The organism is Cryobacterium sp. PH31-L1, assembly GCF_030063145.1.
Taxonomy (GTDB): domain Bacteria; phylum Actinomycetota; class Actinomycetes; order Actinomycetales; family Microbacteriaceae; genus Cryobacterium.
On sequence record NZ_JASISM010000005.1, the window covers coordinates 269,109 to 294,009 of the forward strand.

At 66.1% G+C, this 24,901-nt stretch carries 26 protein-coding genes; 17 read left to right on the forward strand and 9 right to left on the reverse strand.

The genetic code is table 11. The features are described from left to right. Positions 1-56 precede the first annotated feature (56 nt). From QMF22_RS12125 to QMF22_RS12140, 4 genes are read left to right on the forward strand one after another with little or no spacing between them, the layout of a single operon-like run. Positions 57-1,415 carry an O-acetylhomoserine aminocarboxypropyltransferase/cysteine synthase family protein gene (locus QMF22_RS12125; protein WP_283454101.1) on the forward strand — a complete coding sequence of 453 codons (1,359 nt, stop codon included), beginning with the start codon at positions 57-59 and terminating at the stop codon, positions 1,413-1,415. A 20-nt stretch (positions 1,416-1,435) separates the two neighbouring features. After that, positions 1,436-2,023, forward strand: a complete 588-nt coding sequence (locus QMF22_RS12130) for a hypothetical protein (RefSeq protein WP_283453900.1) — start codon at positions 1,436-1,438, stop codon at positions 2,021-2,023. Then, the gene (locus QMF22_RS12135) at positions 2,023-4,074 is read left to right on the forward strand and encodes an ATP-binding cassette domain-containing protein (RefSeq protein ID WP_283453902.1); all 2,052 of its coding nucleotides are present in this window, start codon (positions 2,023-2,025) and stop codon (positions 4,072-4,074) included. The genes QMF22_RS12130 and QMF22_RS12135 overlap by 1 nt, the downstream gene beginning before the upstream one ends. Further along, positions 4,071-5,126 carry an ECF transporter S component family protein gene (locus QMF22_RS12140; RefSeq protein ID WP_283453904.1) on the forward strand — a complete coding sequence of 352 codons (1,056 nt, stop codon included), beginning with the start codon at positions 4,071-4,073 and terminating at the stop codon, positions 5,124-5,126. Before QMF22_RS12135 ends, QMF22_RS12140 begins: the two co-directional genes overlap by 4 nt. Before the next feature lie 316 nt (positions 5,127-5,442). Here QMF22_RS12140 and metH read toward each other — a convergent pair whose 3' ends face one another. Next, entirely contained in the window at positions 5,443-9,075 is a 3,633-nt protein-coding gene (gene metH / locus QMF22_RS12145) for a methionine synthase (RefSeq protein WP_283453907.1), read from the reverse strand. Positions 9,076-9,128: 53 nt separating this feature from the next. After that, on the reverse strand, positions 9,129-9,557 hold the full coding sequence (locus QMF22_RS12150) for a hypothetical protein (RefSeq protein WP_283453909.1): 429 nt from the start codon (positions 9,555-9,557) through the stop codon (positions 9,129-9,131). A gap of 527 nt (positions 9,558-10,084) precedes the next feature. Between QMF22_RS12150 and QMF22_RS12155 the strand changes: the two genes are divergently transcribed. The 3 genes from QMF22_RS12155 to QMF22_RS12165 are packed head-to-tail and all read left to right on the forward strand — an operon-like array spanning position 10,085 to position 11,870. Beyond that, entirely contained in the window at positions 10,085-10,435 is a 351-nt protein-coding gene (locus QMF22_RS12155) for a hypothetical protein (RefSeq protein ID WP_283453911.1), read from the forward strand. Then, a complete protein-coding gene (locus QMF22_RS12160; protein WP_283453913.1) occupies positions 10,435-11,454 on the forward strand; it encodes a DUF6545 domain-containing protein in 1,020 nt (339 codons plus the stop codon). The genes QMF22_RS12155 and QMF22_RS12160 overlap by 1 nt, the downstream gene beginning before the upstream one ends. After that, complete coding sequence (locus tag QMF22_RS12165; RefSeq protein WP_283453915.1) at positions 11,451-11,870, forward strand: hypothetical protein; 420 nt, start codon at positions 11,451-11,453, stop codon at positions 11,868-11,870. Before QMF22_RS12160 ends, QMF22_RS12165 begins: the two co-directional genes overlap by 4 nt. Positions 11,871-11,931: 61 nt before the next feature. Here QMF22_RS12165 and QMF22_RS12170 read toward each other — a convergent pair whose 3' ends face one another. Then, positions 11,932-12,258 carry an antibiotic biosynthesis monooxygenase family protein gene (locus QMF22_RS12170; RefSeq protein WP_283453917.1) on the reverse strand — a complete coding sequence of 109 codons (327 nt, stop codon included), beginning with the start codon at positions 12,256-12,258 and terminating at the stop codon, positions 11,932-11,934. 145 nt (positions 12,259-12,403) lie between these two features. On the opposite strand from QMF22_RS12170, the gene QMF22_RS12175 reads away from it, so the two are divergent. Next, positions 12,404-13,063, forward strand: coding sequence for a histidine phosphatase family protein (locus tag QMF22_RS12175; protein ID WP_283453919.1), 660 nt, complete (start codon positions 12,404-12,406; stop codon positions 13,061-13,063). A gap of 162 nt (positions 13,064-13,225) precedes the next feature. On the opposite strand, the gene QMF22_RS12180 is transcribed toward QMF22_RS12175, so the two are convergent. The 3 genes from QMF22_RS12180 to QMF22_RS12190 all read right to left on the reverse strand — a co-directional run bounded on the left by QMF22_RS12180 (position 13,226) and on the right by QMF22_RS12190 (position 15,118). Then, a complete protein-coding gene (locus tag QMF22_RS12180) occupies positions 13,226-13,576 on the reverse strand; it encodes an MmcQ/YjbR family DNA-binding protein (protein WP_283453921.1) in 351 nt (116 codons plus the stop codon). 9 nt (positions 13,577-13,585) lie between these two features. Then, positions 13,586-14,584, reverse strand: a complete 999-nt coding sequence (locus QMF22_RS12185) for an LLM class flavin-dependent oxidoreductase (RefSeq protein ID WP_283453923.1) — start codon at positions 14,582-14,584, stop codon at positions 13,586-13,588. Positions 14,585-14,647: 63 nt separating this feature from the next. Next, positions 14,648-15,118 (reverse strand): methyltransferase family protein, encoded by a 471-nt coding sequence (locus QMF22_RS12190; protein WP_283453925.1) that lies wholly within the window; start codon positions 15,116-15,118, stop codon positions 14,648-14,650. Positions 15,119-15,413: 295 nt separating this feature from the next. On the opposite strand from QMF22_RS12190, the gene QMF22_RS12195 reads away from it, so the two are divergent. Further along, positions 15,414-15,608, forward strand: coding sequence for a hypothetical protein (locus QMF22_RS12195; RefSeq protein WP_283453926.1), 195 nt, complete (start codon positions 15,414-15,416; stop codon positions 15,606-15,608). Positions 15,609-15,647: 39 nt separating this feature from the next. On the opposite strand, the gene QMF22_RS12200 is transcribed toward QMF22_RS12195, so the two are convergent. After that, on the reverse strand, positions 15,648-17,123 hold the full coding sequence (locus QMF22_RS12200; RefSeq protein WP_283453928.1) for an MFS transporter: 1,476 nt from the start codon (positions 17,121-17,123) through the stop codon (positions 15,648-15,650). Positions 17,124-17,226: 103 nt separating this feature from the next. Between QMF22_RS12200 and QMF22_RS12205 the strand changes: the two genes are divergently transcribed. The 3 genes from QMF22_RS12205 (at position 17,227) to QMF22_RS12215 (ending at position 19,567) form a co-directional block, all read left to right on the forward strand. Then, positions 17,227-17,901, forward strand: a complete 675-nt coding sequence (locus QMF22_RS12205; protein ID WP_283453931.1) for a TetR/AcrR family transcriptional regulator — start codon at positions 17,227-17,229, stop codon at positions 17,899-17,901. Then, positions 17,898-18,758, forward strand: a complete 861-nt coding sequence (locus QMF22_RS12210; protein ID WP_502846949.1) for a 3-methyladenine DNA glycosylase — start codon at positions 17,898-17,900, stop codon at positions 18,756-18,758. The genes QMF22_RS12205 and QMF22_RS12210 overlap by 4 nt, the downstream gene beginning before the upstream one ends. 245 nt (positions 18,759-19,003) lie before the next feature. Then, positions 19,004-19,567, forward strand: coding sequence for a hypothetical protein (locus QMF22_RS12215; protein WP_283453935.1), 564 nt, complete (start codon positions 19,004-19,006; stop codon positions 19,565-19,567). A gap of 73 nt (positions 19,568-19,640) precedes the next feature. Here QMF22_RS12215 and QMF22_RS12220 read toward each other — a convergent pair whose 3' ends face one another. Further along, on the reverse strand, positions 19,641-20,042 hold the full coding sequence (locus QMF22_RS12220) for an ankyrin repeat domain-containing protein (protein ID WP_283453937.1): 402 nt from the start codon (positions 20,040-20,042) through the stop codon (positions 19,641-19,643). A gap of 107 nt (positions 20,043-20,149) precedes the next feature. Between QMF22_RS12220 and QMF22_RS12225 the strand changes: the two genes are divergently transcribed. After that, entirely contained in the window at positions 20,150-20,926 is a 777-nt protein-coding gene (locus QMF22_RS12225; RefSeq protein ID WP_283453939.1) for an alpha/beta fold hydrolase, read from the forward strand. 3 nt (positions 20,927-20,929) lie between these two features. Here QMF22_RS12225 and QMF22_RS12230 read toward each other — a convergent pair whose 3' ends face one another. Further along, a complete protein-coding gene (locus QMF22_RS12230) occupies positions 20,930-21,361 on the reverse strand; it encodes a VOC family protein (protein WP_283453942.1) in 432 nt (143 codons plus the stop codon). A gap of 59 nt (positions 21,362-21,420) precedes the next feature. Between QMF22_RS12230 and QMF22_RS12235 the strand changes: the two genes are divergently transcribed. The 4 genes from QMF22_RS12235 (at position 21,421) to QMF22_RS12250 (ending at position 24,858) form a co-directional block, all read left to right on the forward strand. Beyond that, a complete protein-coding gene (locus QMF22_RS12235) occupies positions 21,421-21,603 on the forward strand; it encodes a hypothetical protein (RefSeq protein WP_283453944.1) in 183 nt (60 codons plus the stop codon). Positions 21,604-21,811: 208 nt separating this feature from the next. Further along, positions 21,812-22,075 (forward strand): hypothetical protein, encoded by a 264-nt coding sequence (locus QMF22_RS12240; RefSeq protein WP_283453947.1) that lies wholly within the window; start codon positions 21,812-21,814, stop codon positions 22,073-22,075. Between the two features lie 278 nt (positions 22,076-22,353). After that, positions 22,354-22,860, forward strand: coding sequence for a hypothetical protein (locus tag QMF22_RS12245; protein WP_283453949.1), 507 nt, complete (start codon positions 22,354-22,356; stop codon positions 22,858-22,860). A 129-nt stretch (positions 22,861-22,989) separates the two neighbouring features. Beyond that, positions 22,990-24,858 carry a DEAD/DEAH box helicase gene (locus QMF22_RS12250; protein ID WP_283453951.1) on the forward strand — a complete coding sequence of 623 codons (1,869 nt, stop codon included), beginning with the start codon at positions 22,990-22,992 and terminating at the stop codon, positions 24,856-24,858. Positions 24,859-24,901 lie beyond the last annotated feature (43 nt).

The window sequence follows — 24,901 nt, forward strand, 5'->3', positions numbered from 1 at the left end:
CGTCTTCCACAACGGATGCTCCGCTCCAGTCCCACACCGACGCAACAGGAAGTTCCATGGCCACGCCAGCATCCGTTTCTCTGCACACCGACGCCACCGAGGTCGTGGCGCCGATCACCGACTGGGACGGCTTCAGCTTCGACACCCGCCAGGTGCACGTCGGTGAATACGCCGATGAGAACCGCGGCGCGCGCATTCCGCCGCTCACGCTGAGCGCCGGGTATGTCTTCGACTCCTTCGACGACGGGGCCGCCCGGTTCAACGGCGCCTCAAGGGAGCCGATCTACTCACGCCAAGGCAACCCCACCAACGCTGTCGCCGAGCAGCGCCTCGCGTCACTCGAGGGTGGCACCGCCTGTGTCGCCGTGTCGAGCGGGCAGGCCGCGATCAGTGCCGCGCTGTTCGCCCTGGCCGAAGCGGGCGAGCACATCGTGTCGACCGCGAGCATCTACGGCGGCACCCGCATTCTGCTCGGCCGCAGCTTTCGCCGCATGGGCATCGAGGTCGACTACGTGTGGGACACCGACTCCGACGAAGCCTGGGACGCCGTGATTCGCCCGGAAACCAAGGCCATCTTCACCGAAACCATTCCGAACCCGCGCAACGACGTCGTCGACATTGCCCGCATCGCCGCCGTCGCGCGCCGCCACGGTATCCCGCTGGTCGTCGACAACACCGTGGCCACGCCGTACCTGATTCGCCCGTTCGAGCACGGCGCCGACATCGTCGTGCACTCGACCACCAAGTTTCTCAGCGGCCACGGCGCCGGGGTGTCTGGCGCGATCGTCGACGGCGGCACCTTCGACTGGGCGGCGAGCTCCCGCCGCTACCCGCTGCTGACCGATTCGCTGCGCCCGGGCTTGCCCTCGCTGCTCGACCGGTTCGGCCCGGCCGCGTACGCCCAGTATGTGCGTGAGGCCGTCGTCAACGATGTCGGCCCGTCGCTCTCACCGTTCAACGGCTTTCTGCTGCACCAGGGCATCGAAACCCTGTCGCTGCGCATGGAACGCCACGTGGACAACTCCATCGCCATCGCGCACTGGCTCGAGGAGCAGCCCGAGGTGGAGGTCGTCGACTACGCCGGTCTGCCGAGCAGCCCGCTGCACGAGATCGCCCAGCGCTACTACAAGGGGCGCACCGGATCGGTCTTCGCCGTCACCGTGAAGGGCGGCACCGCGGGCGCCCGCGCCTTCACCAACGGCCTGCGCGTGTTCAGCCGCATGACCGGAATCGGCGACACCCGCTCGATGGTGCTGCACCCGCTCACCACCACCCACGCATCCTTCGCCCCCGATCTCAACGCCCGTCTCGGCATCACCGCCGGAATGCTGCGCCTCTCGGTCGGCGTTGAATCGCAGGGCGACCTTCTGCTCGACCTCCGCGGCGGGCTCGACCGAGTCGCCGGTATCCTCTAAACGCTAGGTACTCTGAAGTAATGAAGCTCACCGCGCCACCTGTCACTGCGACCACTCGAACCGCACCCATTCGCACCTTCGCCACACTGGGCGCCTTCGTTCTGCTCGTAGCGTTGAGCGGATGCGCCGCCGCCGATTCCGGCACCGGCTCGCCGGCATCCGCTGCGGCCACTGCCGCGCCCACGGCAGAAGCGGATGCTTCCGGCGACTGCACCGGCATCACCGTCGTCGTGGACTTCGGCACCCTCGACGCCGACACTGTCACCGACTGTGTCGATGCGACCGACCCGATCGCCGCCAGCGCAGCACTCACGTCGACCGGCGTCTCGACCGAGGGCAGCGTCGAGTACGGCGACGCCATCGTCTGCCGCGTCAATGACCGCCCGGCCGCCGACGAAACCGTCGTGGTCGACGGCCAGGCGTCGTTCACCGAGACCTGCGCGTCGATGCCGCCCGCCTACGCCTACTGGGCTCTCTGGGTGAAGGCCACCCCCGGCGCTGACTGGGACTATGCCATGGAGGGGCTCGGCACGCTCGAGGTCGAACCCGGCCAGTCACTCGGCCTCGTCTACACCACCGGCACCGAGACGCCCACGCCCGGCAGCTAGTGTTTCGCCTGCGCCTCGCCCCGCTGCGCGCGGCCGTCCTGCTCGCTGCCGGTTTCGTGCTGCTGCGGGTCGTCTACCGTGTGGTCTTCGGCGGCGCCGGCGTTGGCACCGAGCTTCTGCTGGACCTTCCGCGGCTGCGGCTCGACGGCCCGTTCAGCCACATCACGCTGTTCGGACCGATCACCCTGATCGGTCTCGGCAACGCCGCGCTGAGCGCCGTGCCGGTCGCCGCCGTCATCGTGTTCTTCGGGCTGCTCAACGCCGTCATCAACGTGCAGTCCCTGTTCGCCCGCGGTGCCGGCCGCGGGCCGCTGCGCGCCATTTCGCGCTCGCTCGTGATCGCCTGGGCCACCTTTCCGGCGCTCCTGGAGTCGGTGCGGCGCGTGCGGGTCGCCCGTGCCCTGCGCGGTGAGCGGTCGATCGCCTCGCTGCTCGTACCCGTCTTTGAACAGACCATCGAGCGTGCCCTCGCGCTGGCCGCGTCGATGGAGACCCGAGGTTTCGCGTCCACTCGCGCTGTTCCGGGCGTCTGCGGGGTGCCGGTGGTACTCACGGACGCCGCGCTCGACTTTGGTGGCGACTGGCACCTGGACGACCTCAACGTAATCCTGCAGCCCGGCACCCTCACCGTGATCGTCGGTGCCACCGGGTCGGGCAAGACCAGCCTGCTGCACAGCCTGAGCGGGCTGTTCCAGCACTTCTACGACGGCACCCAGCACGGACGTATCCACATTGCCGGCGCCGACCGGGCGTCGACTCCCCCGCGCGACACCGCCGGATTCGTCGGCCTCGTCGCCCAGAATGTGCGCCTCGGCTTTGCGACCGAAACCGTGCACGACGAAATTGGGTTTAGTCTCGCGGTGCGAAACGTCACCCCGAGCATCGTGCACGCCCGAGTGTTGGAGATCGCCGCCCGACTGCGGATCGAGCACCTCGTTGACCGCCCGATCGAGCAGCTCTCGGCCGGTGAGGCCAGCCTCGTCGCTATCGCCGCCGCCCTGGTGAACCACCCCATCCTGCTGCTCGTCGACGAACCGCTCGCCGATCTCGACACGGATGCCCGCGACCGGGTCTGCACCGTGCTCGGCCAGCTCGCCCACGAAGCCGGCGTCTGCGTCGTCATCGCCGAACATAACACCGGCGAATTCACCGCTGTAGCGGATGCCTGGCTCCAGATTCGAGGTAGCCACCTGCACGACCTCTCCCCCCAAGAATTCAGCGCACTGGCACCGAGCGAGACAGACTCGAATGACGTGCTCCCGGCCGATTCGCAGGCAGCCGCGCCCGCCAATCCGCCGGGCACGGGTCTGCCTGAGTTCGCTGCCGGTCCGGGCTTCGCAGCCGCGGCGCAGGGCTCGACTCGCACGACCGGAACCAGGCCTGCGGAACCGCTCGCGAGCATCCGTCGGCTCAGTGTCCGGCATAGGGCTGATCTGGTTGTCGACGACGTGTCGTTCGCAGTGGAGGCCGCCGAGCTGGTCGCGCTGCGCGGCAGCAACGGAGCCGGAAAGAGCAGCTTGCTGCGGGCGATCGCGCTGCCGTCGGCGGCCGAAACCGTCATCGTCGCCGGGCACGATGTGCACTCGCTCAAGCGTCGAGCTCGCCGTCAGCGCGTGGCGCTCGTGCCGGAGAACTTCGACGATCTGCTGTTCGCGATCACCGTGACCGAGGAGTGTCGTCGGGCCGACCATAGGCTGGCCGGCGCCGACACGGCACGGACATTCGCTTACCTGCTCGGTTTCGACACCAAAGCGGATGCCGCCCCCCTGCTCGAGCGCCACCCCCGCGACCTCTCCTCCGGCGAACGGCTCTGCCTCGTGATCGCCATTCAGCTCGCGGCCCGGCCGGACCTGCTGCTCGTCGACGAACCCACCCGCGGCCTCGACCGCGCGGCGCGCGCCTTGGTCAGCGGGGCGCTGGTGACGGCCGCGAGCCACACCTCAGCGGTGCTGTTTGCCACCCACGACGACGACTTCGCTCGTGGCCTCGCCACGCGCACCCTGCGCATGCAGGCGGGCCGGCTCGATGCCACGATCGAGGTGCTCTCGTGACGGAACCGGTCGCGGTCGACCGCAACGACGTCGTCCCGGCACCCGACAACGCCTCCGTCACCGACACCGACACCGACATCGACATCGACATCGACATCGACACTGCCCAGCAAATCGTGGCTCTCGACGCACCGACCGCCCCGCCTGCGCGGGGCAGAATCGGTGACCACCCGGGCCGCCCGACCGATCGCGGGCGCCCGCGCCGCGGCATCCGCTGGACGTCGTGGATTCTCGGTGGCGGCAGCCTTCTCGCGGCCGCCGCCTTCGCCTGGCCGTTCTTCGTGTCGGCGGTGCCGGCCGACGCGCAGGTCGCGGTGCCGATCGTGGCGTTCGCACTCATTCCGGCGCTCATCGTGGCCCTCGCGCTCACCCTCGACCGGGAGATGTATACGGCGAAAACCGTGGCGCTGCTCGGCGTGCTCTCGGCGGTCGGCGCCGCGGTGCGCATTGCGGGTGCCGGTGTCGGCGGGGTTGAGGCAGTGTTCGTGCTGCTGATTCTGGCCGGGCGGGTCTACGGCGCGCGGTTCGGTTTTCTGCTCGGACTGCTCACCATCGCGGTGTCGTCGCTGCTCTGGGGCGGTTTCGGCCCGTGGACTCCGTTCCAGATGTTCGCCTGCGGCTGGGTCGGTGCCGGAGCCGGGCTGCTGCCGCGCGGGAAGAAAGCGACTTCGCCGACCGAACCAGGATCGACCGAACCTTCGCCGGGTGCACCGGCGCAGCGCTGGCGCATCCGCTCGCTGCGCAGGCAGCGCTGGCGTGCGAGCCTCGAAATCGGCCTTCTGGCCGTTTATGGCGTAGTCGCGTCGTACCTGTTCGGGCTCATGATGAACCTGTGGTTCTGGCCGTTCGCGGTGGGCAGCGGTACCGACATCTCCTACACGGCGGGGGCCTCGGCCGGGCAGAACCTCGCCTCCTTCGCGCTGTATTCCCTCGTCACGTCAACCCTCACCTGGGACACCGTGCGCGCCATCACGACGGTCGTCGGCATCATTCTCATCGGCCCGGCCGTGCTCGCCGCCCTGCGCCGCGCCCGCCTGGGCCCGCGCGATTGACTCGTGTTTCAGGCTGGGGGCATCCGTTTCACTCCGGGCGGGACCTGCGCCAATTCGCGGGAGGCGGAACTCGCGCGCACTGGCGCAGGCCCCGCGTCACGCGGCGCGCTGGAGAACCGGCCAGACGCAAACTCGCGCGTACTGGCGCAAGTCCCGCGTAGCGAGAGCCCCCAAGTCACCCCTCTGCCGGATCTCCCGCGCACCGACGCAGCACCCGCGCACCGCAGCGCGGCGGTCCAAGAGGCCGCGCAGCGACTACCCGCGCACTGGCGCAAGTCCCGCGCACCGGCGCAGCACCCGCGCGCGGCCGGACGCACTAGACCGAGAAGTACTTCGCCTCCGGGTGGTGGAACACGAACGCGTCCGTCGACTGCTCCGGGTGAAGCTGCAGTTCCTCCGACAGCACCACACCCATGCGCTCGGGCTTCAGCAGCTCGACCACCTTGCGGCGATCCTCCATCTCGGGGCAGGCCGGGTAGCCGAGCGAGAACCGGGCGCCGCGATACTCCAGCTTGAACATGCCGGCGATATCGGTCGGGTCCTCGCCGCCGACGCCGAATTCCGAGCGGATGCGGGAGTGCCAATACTCGGCCAGCGCTTCGGTCAGCTGCATGGTCAGTCCGTTGAGTTCCATGTAGTCGCGGTACTGGTTCGCGGCGAACATCTTCGCCGTCACGGAGTCAACGTTCGAGCCGGCGGTGACCAGCTGGAGGGCCACGACATCCGTTTGACCGGCGTCCCTGGAACGCACGAAGTCGGCCAGGCACAGGTGCTTGTCGCGGCGCTGGCGGGGAAAGTTGAAGCGAAGGCGGTCAGAGCCGAGCTCGCCGCCGGAACCGCCGTCGGGGGCGAGCAATCCGGCCTGGCCGACCAGACCGGTGGGGTCGTCGCCGTGGTGCAGCACGACCATGTCGTCACCCTCGGCGACAACCGGGAAGTAACCGTAGGCTACGGAGGCGTCGAGCATCCCCTCACCCAGGATGCGGTCGAGCCAGTAGCGCAGACGCGGCCGGCCGACGGTGTCGACCAGTTCCTGGTAGCTGGCACCGTCTTCGGCGCGGCTGGGCTTCAGCCCCCACTGGCCCATGAAGGTGGCACGTTCGTCGAGGAAGGCCGAGAAATCAGCCAGGGCCACGCCCTTGACGATGCGGGTGCCCCAGAACGGCGGAACCGGAATACGGTTGTCGGCAGCGACCTCGGAGCGAGCCGGCATCTCTTCCGGCTCGGTCAGGGTGAGCAGGCTTTTCTTGTGGATGCGCTTCTTGAGCGGCGGCAGGCCGACGGATGCCGGGTCGGCGCCGCGCGCGATGGCCACGAGCGGTTCCATCAGGGCGAGGCCCTCGAACGCGTCGCGGGCGTACCGCACTTGCCCGGCAAAGACGCTGTCCAGGTCGTCCTCGACGTAGGAGCGGGTGAGGGCGGCGCCACCGAGCAGGATCGGCCATTTTAGAGCGAGTCCGCGCGACTCGAGCTCGAGCAGGTTCTCCTTCATCACCACCGTGGATTTCACGAGCAGGCCACTCATGCCGATGACATCGGCGTTCTTCTCCTCCGCGACCCGGATGAACTCAGCGATCGGCTGCTTGATGCCGATGTTGATCACGTCGTAGCCGTTGTTGGTGAGAATGATGTCGACTAGGTTCTTGCCGATGTCGTGCACGTCGCCGCGCACGGTGCCGAGTACGATCGTGCCCTTGCCGGCCGCTTCGGACTTCTCCATGTGTGGTTCGAGCAGTGCAACGGCGGCCTTCATGACCTCGGCGGACTGCAGCACGAAGGGCAGCTGCATCTCGCCGCTACCGAAGCGGGCGCCGACGACCTGCATGCCTACGAGCAGGTGCACGTTGACGATGTCGAGGGCGCTCAAGCCCCCGGCCCTGGCGAGGTCGAGGTCGGCTTCGAGCCCCTTGGCCTCGCCGTCGATGATGCGGCGTTCCAGCCGTTCGCCCACCGGGAGGGCGGCCAGTTCGGCGGCGCGTTCGTCTTTCAGGGCGGCAGAGTCGACGCCGGCGAACAGGTCGAGCAGGGCGACGAGTGGGTCGTAGGTAAGGGTGCCGTCGGCGTCGTATTCGCGGCGGTCCCAGACCAGGTCGAGAGCCACCTTGCGGCGGTCGTCCGGCACAGAGGCGAGCGGCACGATCTTGGCCGAGTTGACGATCGCAGAGTCGAGGCCGGCCTCGGTGGCCTCGTGCAGGAAGACCGAGTTGAGCACCGACCGGGCGGCGGGGTTGAGTCCGAACGATACGTTCGAGACGCCGAGGGTGGTGTGGATGCCGGGGTATTTGGCCTTGATCTGCCGAATCGCCTCGATGGTCTCGATGCCGTCCCTGCGGGTTTCTTCCTGGCCGGTCGCGATCGGAAAGGTGAGGGCGTCGACGATGATGTCCTCGACGCGCATGTCCCACTCGTTGACGAGGGTGTCGACCAGGCGGGAGGCGATGCGCACCTTGTGTTCGGCGGTGCGGGCCTGGCCCTCCTCGTCGATGGTGAGGGCGATCACGGCGGCGCCGTGTTCCTTCACGAGCGGCATGATGCGCCCAAACCGCGAGGTGGGTCCCTCGCCGTCTTCGAAGTTGACCGAGTTCACGACCGGGCGGCCACCGATGAGTTCCATGCCGGACTGCAGCACGGCCGGCTCGGTGGAGTCGACGACGAGCGGCAGGGTCGACGCGCTCGCTAGCCGGGAGACGACCTGCTTCATGTCGGCGACGCCGTCACGGCCGACGTAGTCGATGCAGACGTCGAGCAGGTGGGCGCCGTCACGCACCTGACTGCGGGCGATGTCGACGCAGTCGTCCCAGTTTTCGGCGAGCATGGCGTCGCGAAAGGCGCGCGAGCCGTTCGCGTTGGTGCGTTCTCCGATGGCCAGGAAGGCGCTGTCCTGGTCGAAACTGACGTGCTGGTAGAGGCTGGCGACGCCGGCATCCGCTTCGAGCGTGCGGGGCTTCACCGTGACGCCGCGCAACCGTTCGACCACCTTGCGCATGTGTGCGGGGGTCGTACCGCAGCATCCGCCGACCAGACCCAGCCCGAACTCTTTCACGAACTGTTCGTGCGCCGTGGCGAGCTGGTCGGGCGTGAGCGGGTAGCTGGCACCGGTCTTGGTGAGCTGCGGCAGGCCGGCGTTCGGCATACAGATCACCGGCACGCGTGAGAACTTCGAGAGGTGGCGCAGGTGCTCGCTCATCTCGGTCGGCCCGGTCGCACAGTTCAGGCCGATCGCGTCGATTCCGAGCGGTTCGAGCGCGGTGAGCGCGGCACCGATCTCGCTGCCCATCAGCATGGTTCCGGTGGTCTCCACCGTCACCTCGACGAAAATCGGCAAGCGGATGCCGGTCTCGGCGACGGCCTGCTTGCATCCGTTCACCGCGCTCTTGGTCTGCAGCAGGTCCTGCGAGGTCTCGATGAGGAAGGCGTCAGCGCCGCCGCGGATGAGTCCGAGCGCCTGCTCGGCGAAGGTGGCCTTGAGGTTGGCGTAGGTGGTGTGGCCGAGGCTCGGCAGTTTGGTTCCGGGGCCCATCGAGCCGAGCACCCAGCGCAGTCGGCCGTCGCGTTTTTCGAATTTTTCGGCACTGGTGCGGGCGATCTCGGCTCCGAGCCGGGCGAGCTCCTCGATGCGGTCTTCGATGCCGTAGTCGGAGAGGTTGGACCAGTTGGCGCCGAACGTGTTGGTCTCTATGGCGTCGATGCCGGTCTCGAGGTAGACGTCGTGGATGGCCGCGATAATGTCGGGGCGGCTGACGTTCAGGATCTCGTTGCAGGCCTCGAGCTGCTGGTAGTCGTCGAGCGTGGGGTTGTGCTCCTGCAGCATGGTGCCCATGGCGCCGTCGGCGATGACGACGCTCGACCTGACGGCATCCAGCAGGGCTTGGGACCGAGCCGGGAGCACCGGGGTGAGGGATGCTTCGGTGTCAGTCGTTCGCTCAGTGCTGGTTCGGTCGGTGCTCATTGGATCAGCTTAACGGCGGCCCCGAACGACGCGCGGCCCCGAGGTAACGTTTCTTAGCCTGCGCTCGGTCCGGCCCGCCGCCCGGCGCGCCCTCGAGTGCGGTGCGCCCCGCCGGGTTCCCCGGTCACGATCCACCCGGTCTCGAATCGTGTGGCCGGGCGCGGGGCTTCAATGGGGAGCATGCTCTGACGGTTCTGCTCCAGGGTCGCGGCGTCGATGGCCTTGGCATCGTTTCGGTTGCACACCCACACCCGGATGGTCGGCCAGGCTTCGTCCGATTCGTCGGGAATGGAACAGACCTGCACCACCACGCTGTTTCCGGTGTCTATGATTTTCAACGCTGCACGCACAGTGGACAGGTTCGCGACGGTGACGTTCCCGAGTGCGTCCCTGGTTAGTTCTGTGCTCGTTCGGGCGTTGTGCCAGCTGTCGAAGGTGAGGATGACACGTGTGCTGACCCCTGCTGGCAGTAGGCCAAGCAACCATGACTGCACGAGACGGTCGGGTCGGGTGCCAGGGCGACCCGTTCGGGCTCGCAGCCACAGATCCCACACGCCCGCGGCGAGACGTGGGCGCAGCTGAGCTGGGAAAATCTGCCGCTCGGCGCCCCCGATGAGAGGGCGCCGATTGCGCAAATTCCACGTGGAGCGCAGTGCCCGCTCGAGCGATAGCCGTTTATACCATGTGTTGAACACCGATATCAGAGCCCCCGCAGTGCCGCCATTGTCGAGCGATGCCATGCCGATCCTCCCCCACAGATCCACGTTAGACATGTCCATCGTAACCCAATGTAGGGACGTGGCGCACACCAAGGATGGCCGCGCCCATCGAAGGGTAGGCTGAATGGGCACACAGGGGGCATCCGATGCAGTACGAGTCGCGACAGAAACGGGCACACGCCATGGTGTCCGAACTCGGGCTTCCCCGACCACTCACGGCCGAATTGTTGCACCGGCACATGGAAGCAGTGCGTGGCAAAAGGATCGTGGTACAGAGCGCGCCTGGGCGCATGCTCGACGCCGGGCTCTGCGGGTTGTGGATTGCCGTCGCCGGAGAAAATTTTGAGCGGATCCACCACGCACCGACCGCCTCGGTGATGCATCGCCAACAGTTCATCAATCATGAATTCGGTCACATGATTCTCAATCAGGAACAAGAGCTATTGTCGGCGGAGCGAGTGGCTCTCCTGGCGCCCCTGATTCCAATGGATGCCATCGTCTATGCCCTATCTCGAACCCGCTTCTCCGACGAGCAGGAGGCCCTGGCCGAGGCCATCGGCGATCAGCTCGCCCTCATCATGCTGCACGATGGGCCGCTGGCCGCCCACGGCACCCAAACCGGATTCGGACGAGTTCTCTAGTGCAAGCGATCACCCTCATCACTGCCTCCGCAGTTCTCTGGATCGCAGCGATCCTCTGTCTGCCGTCGTTCATCAGGGGACATCGTCGTTCGCTATTCTGGTTCCTGGCGACATTCGCCCTCACCATGAGCCTGCAGCCGAAGCCCGTTTACGACGCGGTGGATTCGCTTCTCGGCAGCGTCAACGCCACTTATTTTCTGTTCCATGCCCTGGCGATCGTCACGGTCGGTCTGGCCGATGTGATGGTTCAGCAGACCGTATCCGCATCTGGAGTGACGCGCAATCGAAAGATGATCACGGCCATCGTCGGGGGTCTGATCATTACACTCCAAGCTGCCGTCTTCTTCACCAGCGGCTGGCACACGAAGGCTGATATCTCCCGGTCCTTCATCGCTGAGTGGTCCTACACCACCTACGCCGCGACGACATGGGTCACCATTGCAATTTTTTCAATTTCGGTATTATCCGCCTGTTTGGTTGACCTCCGCGCTCAGACCAGGATGGTCACTCGGCTAGCAGTCAAAATTCTGAGCCTTGGATGCCTGTGCATTCTCATCTACGTCGTCAACAGCCTCATCGGTGCTACGCAGACAACACTTGACCCGACTTTCGTCATGCCAGGGTGGCGCGAATCGGTGCAGAAATTCGTTTTGCTCGTCGCTCCGGTCAGTCTCGGGGTCGGCCTCGGATTGACGTCGGCCATCGATGCCCTGGCCGCCAGCCGACAGAGCTATCGCGACCGCGTGCTGCTCTGGCGCATCACGCCGCTGTGGCAGCGGCTTCTCCGCGACACTCCGTACCTCAGCATTGAGCGGCAGCTCTCACCGCGGCAGCTGCTCACGGTCAGTGGACCCGGCGCGCATCTGTATCGACGACACGTCGAAATTCGCGACAGTCTGCTGCTTCGCCCGGAGCAGCCCGTCTCCCCGGCCGAGCTGGCCATTATCGAACTGGCCGAACAGCGAACCCAGCTGGGTTCGCCAGCAACGCACTCCACCCTCGTCGACCGGACACCATGAGCGCGCCGCAGGATCCGGTGAGCCCGCAGCTGGAACTGGCACGCAAACTCAACCTGCTGCTCGATGTCGTCGTGGCCGAGGGCAATACCCCATACACCTTCCGCCAAATCGAGGCTGGACTGAAGGAACGCGGACTCACGCTCTCGCGAGCACGGTGGGCCTACATGATCACCGGCGACGGCCCCCTCGTCACCGATCCGGCGCTCCTCACCGGCATTGCCGAATTCTTCCGCATCCCTCCGGAATACATGCTCGACTCCGGCGGAGACTTACCCGACCGGGTCGACGCCCAGCTCGAATTTGTCAAGAGCCTGCGCGTCGCCCGCGTCGTGAGCTTTGCGGCGCGGATGCTCGGCGACGTTTCTCCCGAAACCCTGCGGTCGATCACCGAGCTGCTTCAGGAGGACGGCGCCTAGGCAGGCCCACCCGCGTAGGGCGGCAGGATCGCCTACGCGGGAAGCCGGCAGCCCGGATGGTTTAGCTGGCAGTCCCGCCCGCGATCGAATACGACCACAGCTCGCTGCTCACACCGACGGGGCGCGCTTTAGGCTCGCCCTCCTTCGGGGTTTCGCTGCGGTGGCCGTGGGCGAACGACGGGGAGGTCAGCCAAGCCTGAAAAGATTCCTCGTCGGCCCAGCGGGTCACGACCAGCCAGGTCAGGCGGTCATCGGTCGGCTTGAGCAGCTCGAAACCCTCAAAACCTGCGCGGTCGTCGACGGCTCCGGCGCGGGCGGCGAAGCGTTGGGCGAGTTCGTCGCCGCCGTCGCTCGGCACGGTGATGGCATTGATCTTGATGATCGTCATAAAACTGCTTCCTGTTCGAAGGCTCGAAGGTATTTCCTCCATGCTTCCACTGTCCGCTGCGAGACCGCGCCGTATCGTCCGGCACCACAGAGGTCGGCGCATCCATCTCCCACCATTCAGCAAGGTTCCCTATGCTGGAAGGGATATGCGACTACTCCTGATCCGCCATGGCCAGACTCCAGGCAACGTTCTCGGACGCCTCGACACCGAGCATCCCGGCCCCGGTTTGACCGATCTCGGCCTGCGCCAGGCCGCTGCGATACCCGATGCCTTGCGCTCCGACCCGATCGACGCCATTTTTGTGTCGACGCTGCTGCGCACGCACCTGACGGCGCAACCGCTCGCCGCCGACCGTGGGCTCGAGCTGCAGGTCGCGTCCGGACTGCACGAGATCGAAGCCGGGTCGCTCGAGGGGCTGCGCGATCGGGCATCCGTTCGCACCTATCTGGAAACCGCGGTGGCCTGGGGTGCAGGCGACCTCGACCAGCGGATGCCGGGCGCACACGACGGTCACGACTTCTTCCGTCGGTTCGACGACGACATCGCGCGGGCCGCTACGGGTTCTGAAGTCGCCGCGGTGTTCAGCCACGGCGCGGCCATTCGCGTGTGGACCGCGGGCCGGGCACAGAACGTGCCCGCGACCTTCGCGGGTGAGAACGAGCTCGACAACACCGGTGTCGTCGAGCTGACCGGCTCGCCCGAAGAAGGCTGGACCCTGCTGTCCTGGGCCGGCCTTCCCGTAGGCGGCATGGCGCTTGCCGACCTCAGCGCGGTCGACCCCCTGGGTGAGGCCCTCCCCGACTGACCTATCGCGGGCAGCCAGCGCTGTTCGATGGCGGTCTCGACGAGCTCGACCAGGGAGATGGCGACTCGCACACGTCGCCAGCGCTGGTCGACGGCGGTCTCGACGAACTCGACCAACGAGATAGCGGTCTACTTCGACACGTTCAGCACAGCATTAAGGACGCTACTGCGGTTTGGCGCGGGGCACCCGCGGGCGCACGAGCGCGTGGCTGTCGCGCAGCAGCTGTTCCACGAGCTCGGCGGGCACGTGGCCGTCAAGCATGATCGTGATCCAGTGCTTCTTGTTGAGGTGGTAGCCCGGGGTGATCCACTGCGGAAACTCTTCACGGAGCGCCCGGCTCTCCTCCGGATCAACTTTGAGCGAGACCGTGAACGGCTCGCCGCCGAGCGCCGAGAGCGCGAAGATCTTGCCGTTGCCGCTGGTCTTGAACACGCTCGTTTCCTCGCCGAACGGAAACGTCTCCACCGCCTGCGGCAGGCTCAGGCAGAGGTCGACGAGCGTGTCAGGAGTCATTCGTGCAATCTACGCTGCAACCAGGTTCATCGCGTCAGCCGTGAGTTCGACCGAGCGCAGGCGACCCTGGATGAACGGCGACTGGTGCGCCAGAATGAGCTCGTCAGCCCCGGTTCCCTCGGCGAATTCCTCGAGGTAGGCGCGTACCTCGTCGGCGGTTCCGACCGCTGAATACCGCATCATGTTGGCGATATTGCGGCCCTCCGGCGTGGTCAGGAAGACGTCGATCTGGTCGTCGCTGTAGTCCGGGGTCGCCGGTCCGCGAGAGAGCATGCCGCGCACCCTGGTGCGGCGGGTGGTCTCGAACTGCGCCACGGCATCCGCTGTATCGTCGGCTGCGATCACATTCGCCGCAACGATGAGGTGCGGCGCGGCCAGCTGCTCCGATGGCGTGAAATCGCGGCGGTAGAGCGCGATGGCGTCGTGCAGCGCATCCGGCGCGAAGTGCGAGGCGAACGCGTAGGGCAGGCCGAGGGCGGCGGCGAGGCCGGCGCCGAACAGGGATGACCCGAGAATGTAGAGCGGCACATTGGTTCCGGCACCGGGCACGGCCTGCACGCCGGGAACGATCGACTGGCCGCGCAGGTAGGCCTGCAGCTCCATAACGTCCTGCGGAAATTGGTCGGAGGCGCGCGGGTCGCGCCGCATCGCCCGCGCGGTGTTCTGGTCGCTGCCGGGCGCGCGGCCGAGGCCGAGATCGATGCGGTCAGGGTAGAGCTCGGCGAGCGTGCCGTATTGCTCGGCGATCACGAGCGGGGAGTGGTTGGGCAGCATGACCCCGCCGGACCCCAGCCGAATGGTGCTGGTCTGCCCGGCGACGTGGCCGATCAGAATGCTCGTCGCCGACGATCCGATGGTGGGCATGTTGTGGTGCTCGGCATACCAGACGCGCTCGTACCCGTGTTTTTCGGCCGTCTGGGCGAGCGCGACACTCGCCGCGAAGCTCTCCCGAGCGGTCTGCCCGGGGGCAATCGGAGCGAGATCAAGAATGGAGAGCGCGATAGTCATACTGGGGGCAACACTCGGGCGGCCAAATCGTTACCCGACACCCGAAACCAGCATGAAAGGGCGTCAGCCGCGCTCTGCCAGCCGACCGATGCCCGGAACGAATCGCCCAACCCGCGCGGCGTAGGAGAGGTAATCGGGGTGCTCGGCCACGAGCATCCGCTCTTCCCACCGCGTTTTCGCTGAGAGCAACCCGACCAGCGGGAGCCACGCCACGACGTGCCAAGCGGATGCCCCCACCAGCACGAGTGCGACACCGCCGATCATGAGCCCCGCGTAAATCGGGCTGCGCATGAGCCCATAGACGCCTCCGGTGACCAGCAGAGCGTCCTCCCGCGGAATCGGACTCGCGGTCAACGCTGGCCCCAGGCCGACGACGCCGAGCACAGCGAGGGCAGCGCCGACCAGGCCGAACGTGATGGCCGCCACGATGATGCCGACGCCGGTCGACCAGAGCGAGCCGTGGGGCAGAAAGGCCAGAGCCCCCAGCAGGAGAAATTGCATGGTGACCAAGCTCAGCGCGAGCGCACGTTTCATAGTCTGAGAGTACGCCCGGGCGGGGAGCCGGCCGATCGACGTTAACTCCAGATCACCACCGTGTAACGAAATGAAACATTTTCGCCTTCTTGCGGACAATCCGTACCGCGGCGACTTAACCTCGTACGCAAAGACCAGCTCCGCCGACGCCGCCGGAGAGTGACATCGGGCTTCGAATCAGATCGCGCCGCACCCGTTCGTGCACGATGGATTCGCGGCAGGCACTGTGATCCGGCACCTGCAATCGCCGGGACGCCTCTCCTCGAGGTGCGTGAGCTGAAGTGGAATTACGCCTATGACCGACGACGAACTCCTTCTTGAAATCGACTACACCGGCTACGACAGCTCGTGCCGCGACCCGCACATTACGCCGGCCGAAGACCTCGTCGAGTGCCGCCGCCTGCGCGGCCACGACGACGACATGCACGGCACCCGGGTCGGCGTGCGCGCTATCCGCTGGCAGGCCGGCGCCGCTCCCCTGGCTGCGTGAAACCGATTCCGGCTTCAGCAACGGATGCGGGGCGCAGCGTCAGTGGCGCAGCGAGATGCCGTGCCCGATACGGCGAAACAGCAAGGCAGCCACGATGGCGCCGACAATGAAGAACGACGCACCCCACCAGTAGGCGACCGCGTAGCTCTGCACTGCGGCCTGGGCTGCGACCGCCGCCGTCGCGGGCAGGTGGGCGGCAACATAATTGGTCGCCGCGGTGGCCGCGAGGGTGTTGAGCAGCGCGGTTCCGATGGATCCGCCGACCTGCTGGCTGGTGTTGACCATGGCCGAGGCGACGCCGGCGAACTGGCCGTCGACCCCGAGCGTTGCGGTCTGCATCGAGGCGGGCATTATCGTTCCCATCGCCAGTCCGAGAATCATCAGCGGCGGCAGAACGTCGAGTACGTAAACACTGTTCAGGTCGAGGTGAGTGAGATAGATCATGCCGATCGCCCCGAGGCTCATGCCGATCGGCACCAGAACTTTGGGGCCGAATCGCGGCACGAAGATGTTCGTCGACAGTTGAGCGGCGAGCACGAGCATGGCGATCATCGGCAAGAAGGACAGGCCGGTCTGCATCGGTGAGTACTGCAGCGACGTCTGCAGGTAGTAGGTCACGAACAGGAAGATGCCGAACATGCCCGCGCCGGCGATGAGAATCGAGATGTACGCGGCGGCGCGGTTGCGGTCCAGCACGATGGCCAACGGCAGAAGCGGATGCGCCGCCTTGCGCTGCCAGAGCACGAAAGCGACCAGCAGAACCCCGGCTACCGACAGCGTGCCCCAGGTCAGAATGGAGTCCCAGCCGTCGGTCTCCGCGTTGGAGAAGCCATAAACCAGGCCGAACAGGGCGCCGGAGACCAGCAAGGTTCCGGGAATGTCGAGCTTGGGCCTCGGGCCGGTGCGGGTGACGTGGCTGACGAAGATGGCCGCGCCGACGATGGCGATCATGGCGATGACAACGTTGATGTAGAGGTTCCAGCGCCAGTCGAAGTTCTCGGTGAGGTATCCGCCGAGCAGCAGGCCCACGGCACCGCCGGCACCGGCGATCGCGCCGAACACCCCGAAGGCACGGGCGCGTTCCTTGGGAATGGTGAACGTCGTCGTGAGCACGGCGAGCGCGGTCGGGGCGAGCAGGGCGCCGAACGCCCCCTGCAGGGCCCGAGCGCCGACGAGCATGCCGAAGCTGTCGGCCGCGCCACCGAGGGCCGAGGCGGCGGCGAATCCAATCAGACCGATGATGAACGTGCGCTTGCGACCGATCAGGTCGGAGAGCCGGCCGCCGAGCAGCAGCAGACTGCCGAAGGCAAGCGAGTAGGCCGTGACGATCCACTGGCGATCGCCGTTGGAGAAGCCGAGGTCGGCCTGGGCCGATGGAAGGGCGATGTTGACGACGGTCGAGTCGAGTACGACCATGAGCTGGGCGAGCCCAACCACGATGAGGGTCCACCAACGGCGGGAGGTGGGTGGTGCGGCGACGATTTCGGGCGACGCGATGGAGGAAGTCTGTGACATGTCGGATACTCTATGCGAAACTGAGTAGTTCCGGATCTTAACAGTTCCTGAATATGCGATAATTTACGAGAACGAAACACCAAGCGTAGTGAGGGGGCCAGTGATGACGCTCGATGCGATCCCGCTCGAGGAGACTCATGAGGAGACCCCGAAACTGGGGCGCAAACGCGACCACACCCGCGACCCCGACATTCTTGACGCCGCCCTCGACGTGCTCGCCGAAACCGGCTACGACGGAATGACCATGGAAATGGTGGCCGCCAGGGCCAAGGCGGGCAAAGCCACCCTCTACCGTCGCTGGCCGTCCAAGGGTGAACTCGTCATCGACGCCGTCGCCTGCATGAAACGCGGCGATTTCGACCGCGACCACCTGCCAGACACCGGCACCCTGCGCGGCGACCTCGTGGCCATGATCAAACCGCACGCCATCGAAGACGGCGCCCGCAAGATGCGCATCATGGCCGGACTCATGTCGATGATCTCCCGCAACCCCGAGCTCGCCGAGGTGGCGCGGGCCGCGATCGTGGAGCCGCGGGCATCCGCTAATCGCATTCTGCTGCAGCGCGCCATCGACCGTGGCGAGATTTCGGCGCACTCCGACATCGACAACCTCGCTCTGCTCAGCCAATCCATGGCCATCTATCGCGTTCTCGTGTTGCAGAAACCGGTCAATCGGGACTTCTTCATTCAGCTCATCGACGGCGTGGTGCTTCCCGCGGTCGGGCTAGGTCGCCCACTCCCCCCGGTTGACGGGTCGAACAGCGCGCCTGACACGTGACAGTGACCACAGAGACTCGCGTTCTCGCGGCCACCGAATGGCGAAGCCTCGAACAGGACCACGAACACCGCGCCGACGCGCTCACTCAGGCCAGGCGCGAGCGAGCGGCGACCGGCCAGACGCATCCGGTCGACGATTTTCTATTCACCTACTACCCGTTCCGGCCGGGGCTGTTGCGTCGCTGGCATCCCGGCGCCGACGTCGTATTGCAGGGCGCCGCCAGCCTGCCCCGTGCCAGCTGGAAGTGGTATCGCACCGAGGTCGCCGACAGCCACGTGGATGCCCCGGCCTTTTTCGCGAAGAATGAGCGCGTCATCCGCTTCATTGGAACACTCCTCACGGCCACGCGGCAACGGCCAGCCCACTTCGGCTGTTTCGGCCTGCACGAATGGGCGATGGTCTATCGCCAGGGGGAGCACCGTCACGTCGCGCCGCTGCGCCTCGGACAGAACGACACCGACGCTGTCGTCGCCGACAACCGCATCACATGCAGCCATTTTGACGCTTTTCGATTCTTCACTCCCGCAGCCCTGCCGCTCAATCAGCTGCAGCCCACGCGGGAGAACCAGCCGGTGCTGGAACAGCCCGGCTGCCTGCACGCTGGCATGGACGTCTACAAGTGGGTGATCAAACTCGGCCCACTGGTTCCGGGCGAGATCTTGCTCGACTCCTTCGAGCTGGCCCGCGACATTCGCCGGCTTGACATGGAGGCATCCCCCTACGACCTGAGCGACTGGGGTTGTGCGCCGGTCGAGGTCGAAACGCCCGCCGGCAAGGCTGAGTATGTGCGCCGCCAGCGCGGTTTCACTGAGCGCAGTAACCTGCTGCGCGACCGGGTCGTGAGCCTTCTGGTCTGAAAGTCCTTGCGCGATTGCTCGGGTGGAGCGGTTGCCAGCCTTTCCACAGGTTCCACAGCAGCAGCCAGCGGATGCCGCTCATGGCGGCGTTCTCATCGCGCCGCACGGAGTGCGCCGCCCATTTGAAACGTCTCGTGGCACCCATTTGGGGCACGGTGACCAAACCAGATCGTTCAGTGCTCCGGACCACTATTGCGGCCCGAGATCACATCGTGGCCGGAACAGAACATCGAATAGGAGCTCTCATGAACACGATCACGAAGCACACGAACATTCGCAAGATCACCGCGCTGGGTATCACCGGCGCCGCGGCATCCGCTCTCATCATCGGCGGTTTCGCTGCCCCCGCCATGGCTTTCGACGGCGATCGCACCAGCACGTCAACAAGCACGAGCACTGACAGCTCGTCCGAGGAAAACCGCCTCGACCTCATCGGCGACCTGTTCAACCTTTCCGGCAACGACTCGACCGGCAACGGTGTTCTCGGCAACGACACTTCTCTCGGTGGCGTGGCCAACGGCGGCCTGGTGAACGGCCCGCTCGTTTCAGACTCCCTCAACGGCGATGTCGCCTCGGGCAACGAGGTCGGCAACGACATCGGCAACGGCACGTCGGTCGGCAACGGCAACGACGTGGTCGCACCGATCGAGGCCCCCATCACCGCGCCCGTTGACGCCGGCAACGGCACCGACGTCGGCGGAGTCGAGGGTATCGACGGCGGCGACATCAACAGCGGCGATATCGACACTTCCGTCGACTCGATCGTCAACGACGTTCTCGGTGGCCTCGGTCTCGGACTCGGCCGCTAACCAACCCACCAACAGCAAGGGCGCCTCCCACTCGGGAGGCGCCCTCTTTGTGTGCGGTCGGTACCGGGGGCAGTCAGTCGCGCGGGAACGACTCGATGATCTCGCGCATACGGGGCAGGCCGAACTGGTCGGCGATGGCGATGCCACTGTGCGTGCCGAGGCTGGGGTCGGCATCCGCTTCGAGGAGCAACCGCAGAATTGCCTCGCTGTTACGAAAGACCGCGCACGAGATGGCGGTCTGGCCCATGGCATTCACAACGGATGCGTCCGCCCCGCGCCGCAGAAGCTCCGCGACCGTCTCCGGGTGCTGCTGGTACGCCGCGACGATCAGCAGGGTGTCGCCGCGCGGGTTGAGAACGTTGAGGCCGACTCCGGCATCGATCATCTCGCCCAGCGGCTCGGTCTGGCCGTCGCGGGCGAGGTCGAAAACGCCCTCGATGACCTCGGGGCTGAGCCCGGATGTGTTCTCGTTCACTGCACTGCTCTCGCTCGATTTACCGTTGGCCCAGCGTAACCGGCGCGGAGCGGTGGTGAGCGATTGTGGTAAAACCGGGGCGGAAACATCCGTGGTGAAATAGGGGGATGTTGCACCGAACCGCGCCCGAGCACCGTTTCGTTCCGTCCCTGGACGGCGTGCAGTTGGCTACCTATGAGCTCGGCGATCCCGAGAATCCGACCGTTTTCGTCGTGCACGGCTTCGCTTCGAGCGCGATCGCGAACTGGCACGCCACCGGCTGGACTCGCGATCTGACCCGCGCCGGCTTTCATGTGATCGGCATCGACCAGCGCGGCCATGGCGCAAGCGACAAGCCGCACTCCCCCGACGCCTACACGATGGAGCTGCTGGTCGGCGACGTCGAGGCCGTGCTCGACGCCTACCTGCTCACCGAGGTGCGCTACGTCGGCTACTCCCTCGGCGCCCGCGTCGGCTGGCAGGCGGCGCGCGAAATGGGCGGCCGCATCACACACGCGGTGCTTGGCGGCATTCCCGACGGTGATCCCCTGAAACGTTTTCAGATAGCGGATGCCCGCGCCCACCTCGAGCACGGCACCGAGGTCACCGATCGCCTCACCGGCATCTTCCTCGAGATGGCGAAGGCCCAGCCGGGCAACGACCTCGCGGCGTTGGTCGCCTTGGTTGAGGGCATGCGTGGCGGGCCGCAGCCCGGACCGACCAACGCGCCGACCCAACCGGTGCTGTTCGCGACTGGAAGTGAGGACAGCATTCTCGACGCATCCAGGGCGTTGGCCGAGGCCACACCGAACGGTGGTTTCTTCGAGATCCCCGGTCGCAATCACTTCAATGCGCCCACGTCGCGGCCGTTTCGCGAGGCGGCGATCGAGTTTCTGAAGGCTTAGACGTTAGCCCAGCGACACGGTTCCGTCGTCATCGACGTGCCAACCGGGGTTGTGCGCGATCTCCCAGATGACACCGTTCGGGTCGGCGACGTGGCCGTGAAAGATGCCGCCGAAGCCGCCATCCTGGGCGGGCTTGAGCACGGTTCCGCCGGCGGCTTCCATCGCCGAAATCGTAACGCTGACGTCGCTCCGGCTTCCGAGATTGTGCGAGAGGGTGATGCCGGTGGCACCGGTGGTCGTGTGTTCGCGTTGTAAGTCTTCGTCGAACTTCCGAGCGTCGAACAAGCCGAGCATGAGTCCGGGTCCAACCTGGAAGAAGACAATCTCACCGGGAACGTCCACGAGGGGAGTCCAGCCCAGTCCGTCACGATAGAACCTGCGGACCGCGTCCAGGTCGCCGGTGGCCAGGGTGATGAAATTTACGCGTTGTTCCATGAGACCAGTCTTTCAGAGGCACCCGTGTTTTAAGGGGCGCCCCGAACTAGGCCCGCGGCGTGACCGCGGTCGACCGATTCCAGACCGGTCCGAGGCCAACCCTGCTGGCCTCGGCCACATCAAAGGTGTACGCAGTGCCGTTTTTCAGCCCGGTCACCACCGCCGATTGCACCCGCCCGACCACGAGTTTGGTGGTCGTCGAGACGCGGCTGGCCGACGAGTTGGGACGGGCGATCGCCTGAGGTTCCGCGTGTCACGGGTTGGTGACCTTTGCCTTGGTTCGCACTGGGTCGACTTCTCATGCGCGTACCAGGGGCGAGGGCGTCACAGCGCGGACGAGCGCGGTGTCGAACCTCGGCGGTGCCCTAGGCTCGAAACGAGTCCGGTTCCGCGGGGGCCGGTCAGGGGCACGTCGATTTGTGGCAGAGGATGCTGATGCCGACTTTGCGGGTGACTGATTCGGTGCTGGACGACCTGTCGACGACCCTGTCCGGGGCTGCTGCACAGCTGAGCTTTTCCGACTGGATATTTCGGTGGCCGGAGGGTGCCCTGCAGAGCGACTCGGTCGCGGCTGCCTTGCGCGACGCGACGTCCCAGCAAAGCGCACGGGCCGACCTGGCCGCGCTGGCCCTGACCGCGCTCGGCGACTTCCCGAGCACCGTGGCTGAAAATTTTCACGCGACCAACTCCGCCCTCGGCCGGCAGGCGAACTGACCATGTGGACAGCCGATTCAACCACTAACTACGCCGACTTCTCCTACGAAGACATCCTGCAGGTCGCGCAGGGCACTGGTGGAGTCGGAGGCGGCAAGCTCCAGTGACGACTTCCACTTTGGTGCGTTCTATCAGGGCCCAGAGCCCGCGTACACGAAAGATTGGCAGGGGGCACCCATACTGAACTTCGGAGTGTTGACGGAGAACCACAGCCTCGTTGCCGCGGACGATGCGAACAATATCGACGTGCTTGTGGACCTGGAAAGGTGGATTTACCGTTGAAACCGATGATTCTGGCCCGGTTGGGCGCTGGTGTGTTCGTCGTCACCCTGGCGCTGACGGCTTGCGCAGCGCCTCAGAACTTGCAGAAGGAGACCAGCATGGACCTGCAGACCGCCGAGGGAATCGCCCTCGCGATGGAGGACGAGATCGCTGCTCTGCTTCCCTCCGAGAACGTCGGCGACCAGACACAGCAGCAGACTTCTCCACTGCTCAAGTGCGCGGACGACCGATACCGCTGGTCGGGCCGAACCGTTGTCACGTTCACCGGCGAGGTCGATACTCAAGGCATCGTCGACGGCATCGCGGCGGCCTGGAAGCTCGAGGCGGGAGTCAACGTTGAGGAGGGTGACGCCACCGGCGATGATGCCGAAGTCGACCTGCGAGTTGTGGATGGTGGGTCCTACAACGCGGCCATTTGGAATTCGGGCACGCAGCTCTACATCACTTCTTTCTCGCCGTGTTTCGAGCTGGAGGAGGGGCAGCATCCGTCGGATGAATATTGACCGGATACGACCCTTCATCTACCCGCGCTGACGGCGGCAGGGAGCGGATGCGGCGGCCGCCGCATCCGCTTTCACGGTCGCCGGACGAGCCTTTACGCCGCGGGCGAACTCTTCGACTACCGTTGTACTATGACCGCACCAGACACCACAGCGCAGAACGAGGCAGAAACTGCCACTGCAACCAAGACATTTGCCGATCTCGGACTCAATGACGCCATGCTCAAGGCGCTTAAAGTCGTCGGCTACGAAACCCCCTCGGCCATTCAGGCCGCCACAATTCCCCCACTGCTGGAGGGTCGCGACGTCGTCGGACTCGCCCAGACCGGTACCGGAAAGACGGCCGCGTTCGCGCTGCCGATTCTGAACCGTCTCGACCTGTCGCAGAAGAACCCGCAGGCACTCGTACTCGCGCCTACCCGCGAGCTCGCCCTGCAGGTCTGTGAGGCCTTCGAGAAGTACGCCGCCCACATGCGCGGCGTGCACGTGCTGCCCGTCTACGGCGGACAGGGATACGGCCAGCAGCTGTCGGCTCTGCGTCGCGGGGTGCACATCGTGGTCGGCACACCCGGCCGCATCATGGATCACCTGGCCAAGGGCACCCTCGACCTCACCGAGCTGAAGTTCCTGGTGCTCGATGAGGCCGACGAGATGCTGAACATGGGCTTCGTCGAGGACATCGAGACTATTCTCGCCGACACCCCCGACGACAAGCAGGTCGCCCTGTTCTCGGCCACGATGCCGGCGCAGATTCGCCGCATCTCCAAGAAGTACCTGCACGATCCCGAAGAGATCACGGTCAAGAACAAGACCACGACCAGCGCCAACACCACCCAGCGTTACCTGATGGTGTCGTACCCGCAGAAGCTCGACGCGCTCACCCGCATCCTCGAGGTCGAGAACTTCGAGGGCATGATTATCTTCGCCCGCACCAAGAACGAGACCGAGCTGCTCGCTGAGAAGCTGCGCGCCCGCGGCTATTCTGCCATGGCGATCAACGGCGACGTGCAGCAGGTGCAGCGCGAACGCACCATCAACCAGCTCAAGAGCGGCAAGCTCGACATCCTGGTCGCAACGGATGTCGCCGCTCGCGGCCTCGACGTGGAGCGCATCAGCCACGTCGTCAACTACGACATCCCGATCGACACCGAGTCGTACGTGCACCGCATCGGCCGCACCGGCCGGGCCGGCCGCTCGGGCGCAGCGATCAGCTTCGTGACCCCGCGCGAGCGTCGCCTGCTCACCGCGATCGAGAAGGCTACCCGGCAGCCGCTGACCCAGATGCAGCTGCCGAGCGTCGAGGACGTCAACGTGACGCGCCTGACCCGTTTCGACGATGCCATCACCGCGGCCCTCGACGAGACCGACCGTATCTCGAAGTTCCGCGACATCATCGCGCACTACGTCTCGCACCACGATGTGCCCGAGGTTGACGTGGCCGCGGCCCTGGCCGTGGTGTCGCAGGGCGAGACCCCCCTGCTGCTGTCCGCCGAGGATGTTCGCGCCCAGCAGCGCATCGAACGCGACGAGCGCGTGGAGCGCTCGGAGCAGCGCGGCGATCGCCCGGAGCGTGGCGGACGGTCCGACCGCCCCGATCGTTTCAATCGCGATGACCGTGGCGCAAACCGCGAAGACCGCGGCAGCTACGGCGCCCGCGACGACCGTCCGGTGCGCAGCGAACGCCCGGTGCGCTCCAGCGGCAAGCCGATGGCGCAGTACCGCATCGAGGTCGGCAAGCGTCACAAAGTGGAGCCGCGTCAGATCGTCGGCGCCCTCGCCAACGAGGGTGGCCTGAGCCGCGACGACTTCGGTCACATCAAGATTCTGCCGGAATTCTCACTGGTCGAGCTGCCCGCCGACCTGTCGGGCGACGTGTTCTCCAAGCTGGAGAACACCCGCATCAGCGGCAAGCTCATCGAGCTGCGTGCCGACAAGGGCGGCGCTTCACGCTCCGCCGAGCAGAATGATCGCCCGCCGCGCGCTCCGCGCCGCGAGTACTAAGACCTGGCAGAAGACGCCCCCACGTTGGTTCAACGCGGGGGCT

Excerpts from the sequence above, each read along its gene's own strand:
- QMF22_RS12230 (WP_283453942.1), bottom strand. The coding sequence starts at position 21,361 with ATGGAACAACGCGTAAATTTCATCACCCTGGCCACCGGCGACCTGGAC.
- QMF22_RS12130 (WP_283453900.1), top strand. The coding sequence starts at position 1,436 with ATGAAGCTCACCGCGCCACCTGTCACTGCGACCACTCGAACCGCACCC.
- QMF22_RS12225 (WP_283453939.1), top strand. The coding sequence starts at position 20,150 with ATGTTGCACCGAACCGCGCCCGAGCACCGTTTCGTTCCGTCCCTGGAC.
- QMF22_RS12170 (WP_283453917.1), bottom strand. The coding sequence starts at position 12,258 with ATGACGATCATCAAGATCAATGCCATCACCGTGCCGAGCGACGGCGGC.
- QMF22_RS12190 (WP_283453925.1), bottom strand. The coding sequence starts at position 15,118 with ATGAAACGTGCGCTCGCGCTGAGCTTGGTCACCATGCAATTTCTCCTG.
- QMF22_RS12185 (WP_283453923.1), bottom strand. The coding sequence starts at position 14,584 with ATGACTATCGCGCTCTCCATTCTTGATCTCGCTCCGATTGCCCCCGGG.
- QMF22_RS12205 (WP_283453931.1), top strand. The coding sequence starts at position 17,227 with ATGACGCTCGATGCGATCCCGCTCGAGGAGACTCATGAGGAGACCCCG.
- QMF22_RS12250 (WP_283453951.1), top strand. The coding sequence starts at position 22,990 with ATGACCGCACCAGACACCACAGCGCAGAACGAGGCAGAAACTGCCACT.
- QMF22_RS12165 (WP_283453915.1), top strand. The coding sequence starts at position 11,451 with ATGAGCGCGCCGCAGGATCCGGTGAGCCCGCAGCTGGAACTGGCACGC.
- QMF22_RS12180 (WP_283453921.1), bottom strand. The coding sequence starts at position 13,576 with ATGACTCCTGACACGCTCGTCGACCTCTGCCTGAGCCTGCCGCAGGCG.
- QMF22_RS12200 (WP_283453928.1), bottom strand. The coding sequence starts at position 17,123 with ATGTCACAGACTTCCTCCATCGCGTCGCCCGAAATCGTCGCCGCACCA.
- QMF22_RS12175 (WP_283453919.1), top strand. The coding sequence starts at position 12,404 with ATGCGACTACTCCTGATCCGCCATGGCCAGACTCCAGGCAACGTTCTC.
- QMF22_RS12215 (WP_283453935.1), top strand. The coding sequence starts at position 19,004 with ATGAACACGATCACGAAGCACACGAACATTCGCAAGATCACCGCGCTG.
- QMF22_RS12125 (WP_283454101.1), top strand. The coding sequence starts at position 57 with ATGGCCACGCCAGCATCCGTTTCTCTGCACACCGACGCCACCGAGGTC.
- QMF22_RS12195 (WP_283453926.1), top strand. The coding sequence starts at position 15,414 with ATGACCGACGACGAACTCCTTCTTGAAATCGACTACACCGGCTACGAC.
- QMF22_RS12155 (WP_283453911.1), top strand. The coding sequence starts at position 10,085 with ATGCTCGACGCCGGGCTCTGCGGGTTGTGGATTGCCGTCGCCGGAGAA.
- metH (WP_283453907.1), bottom strand. The coding sequence starts at position 9,075 with ATGAGCACCGACCGAACCAGCACTGAGCGAACGACTGACACCGAAGCA.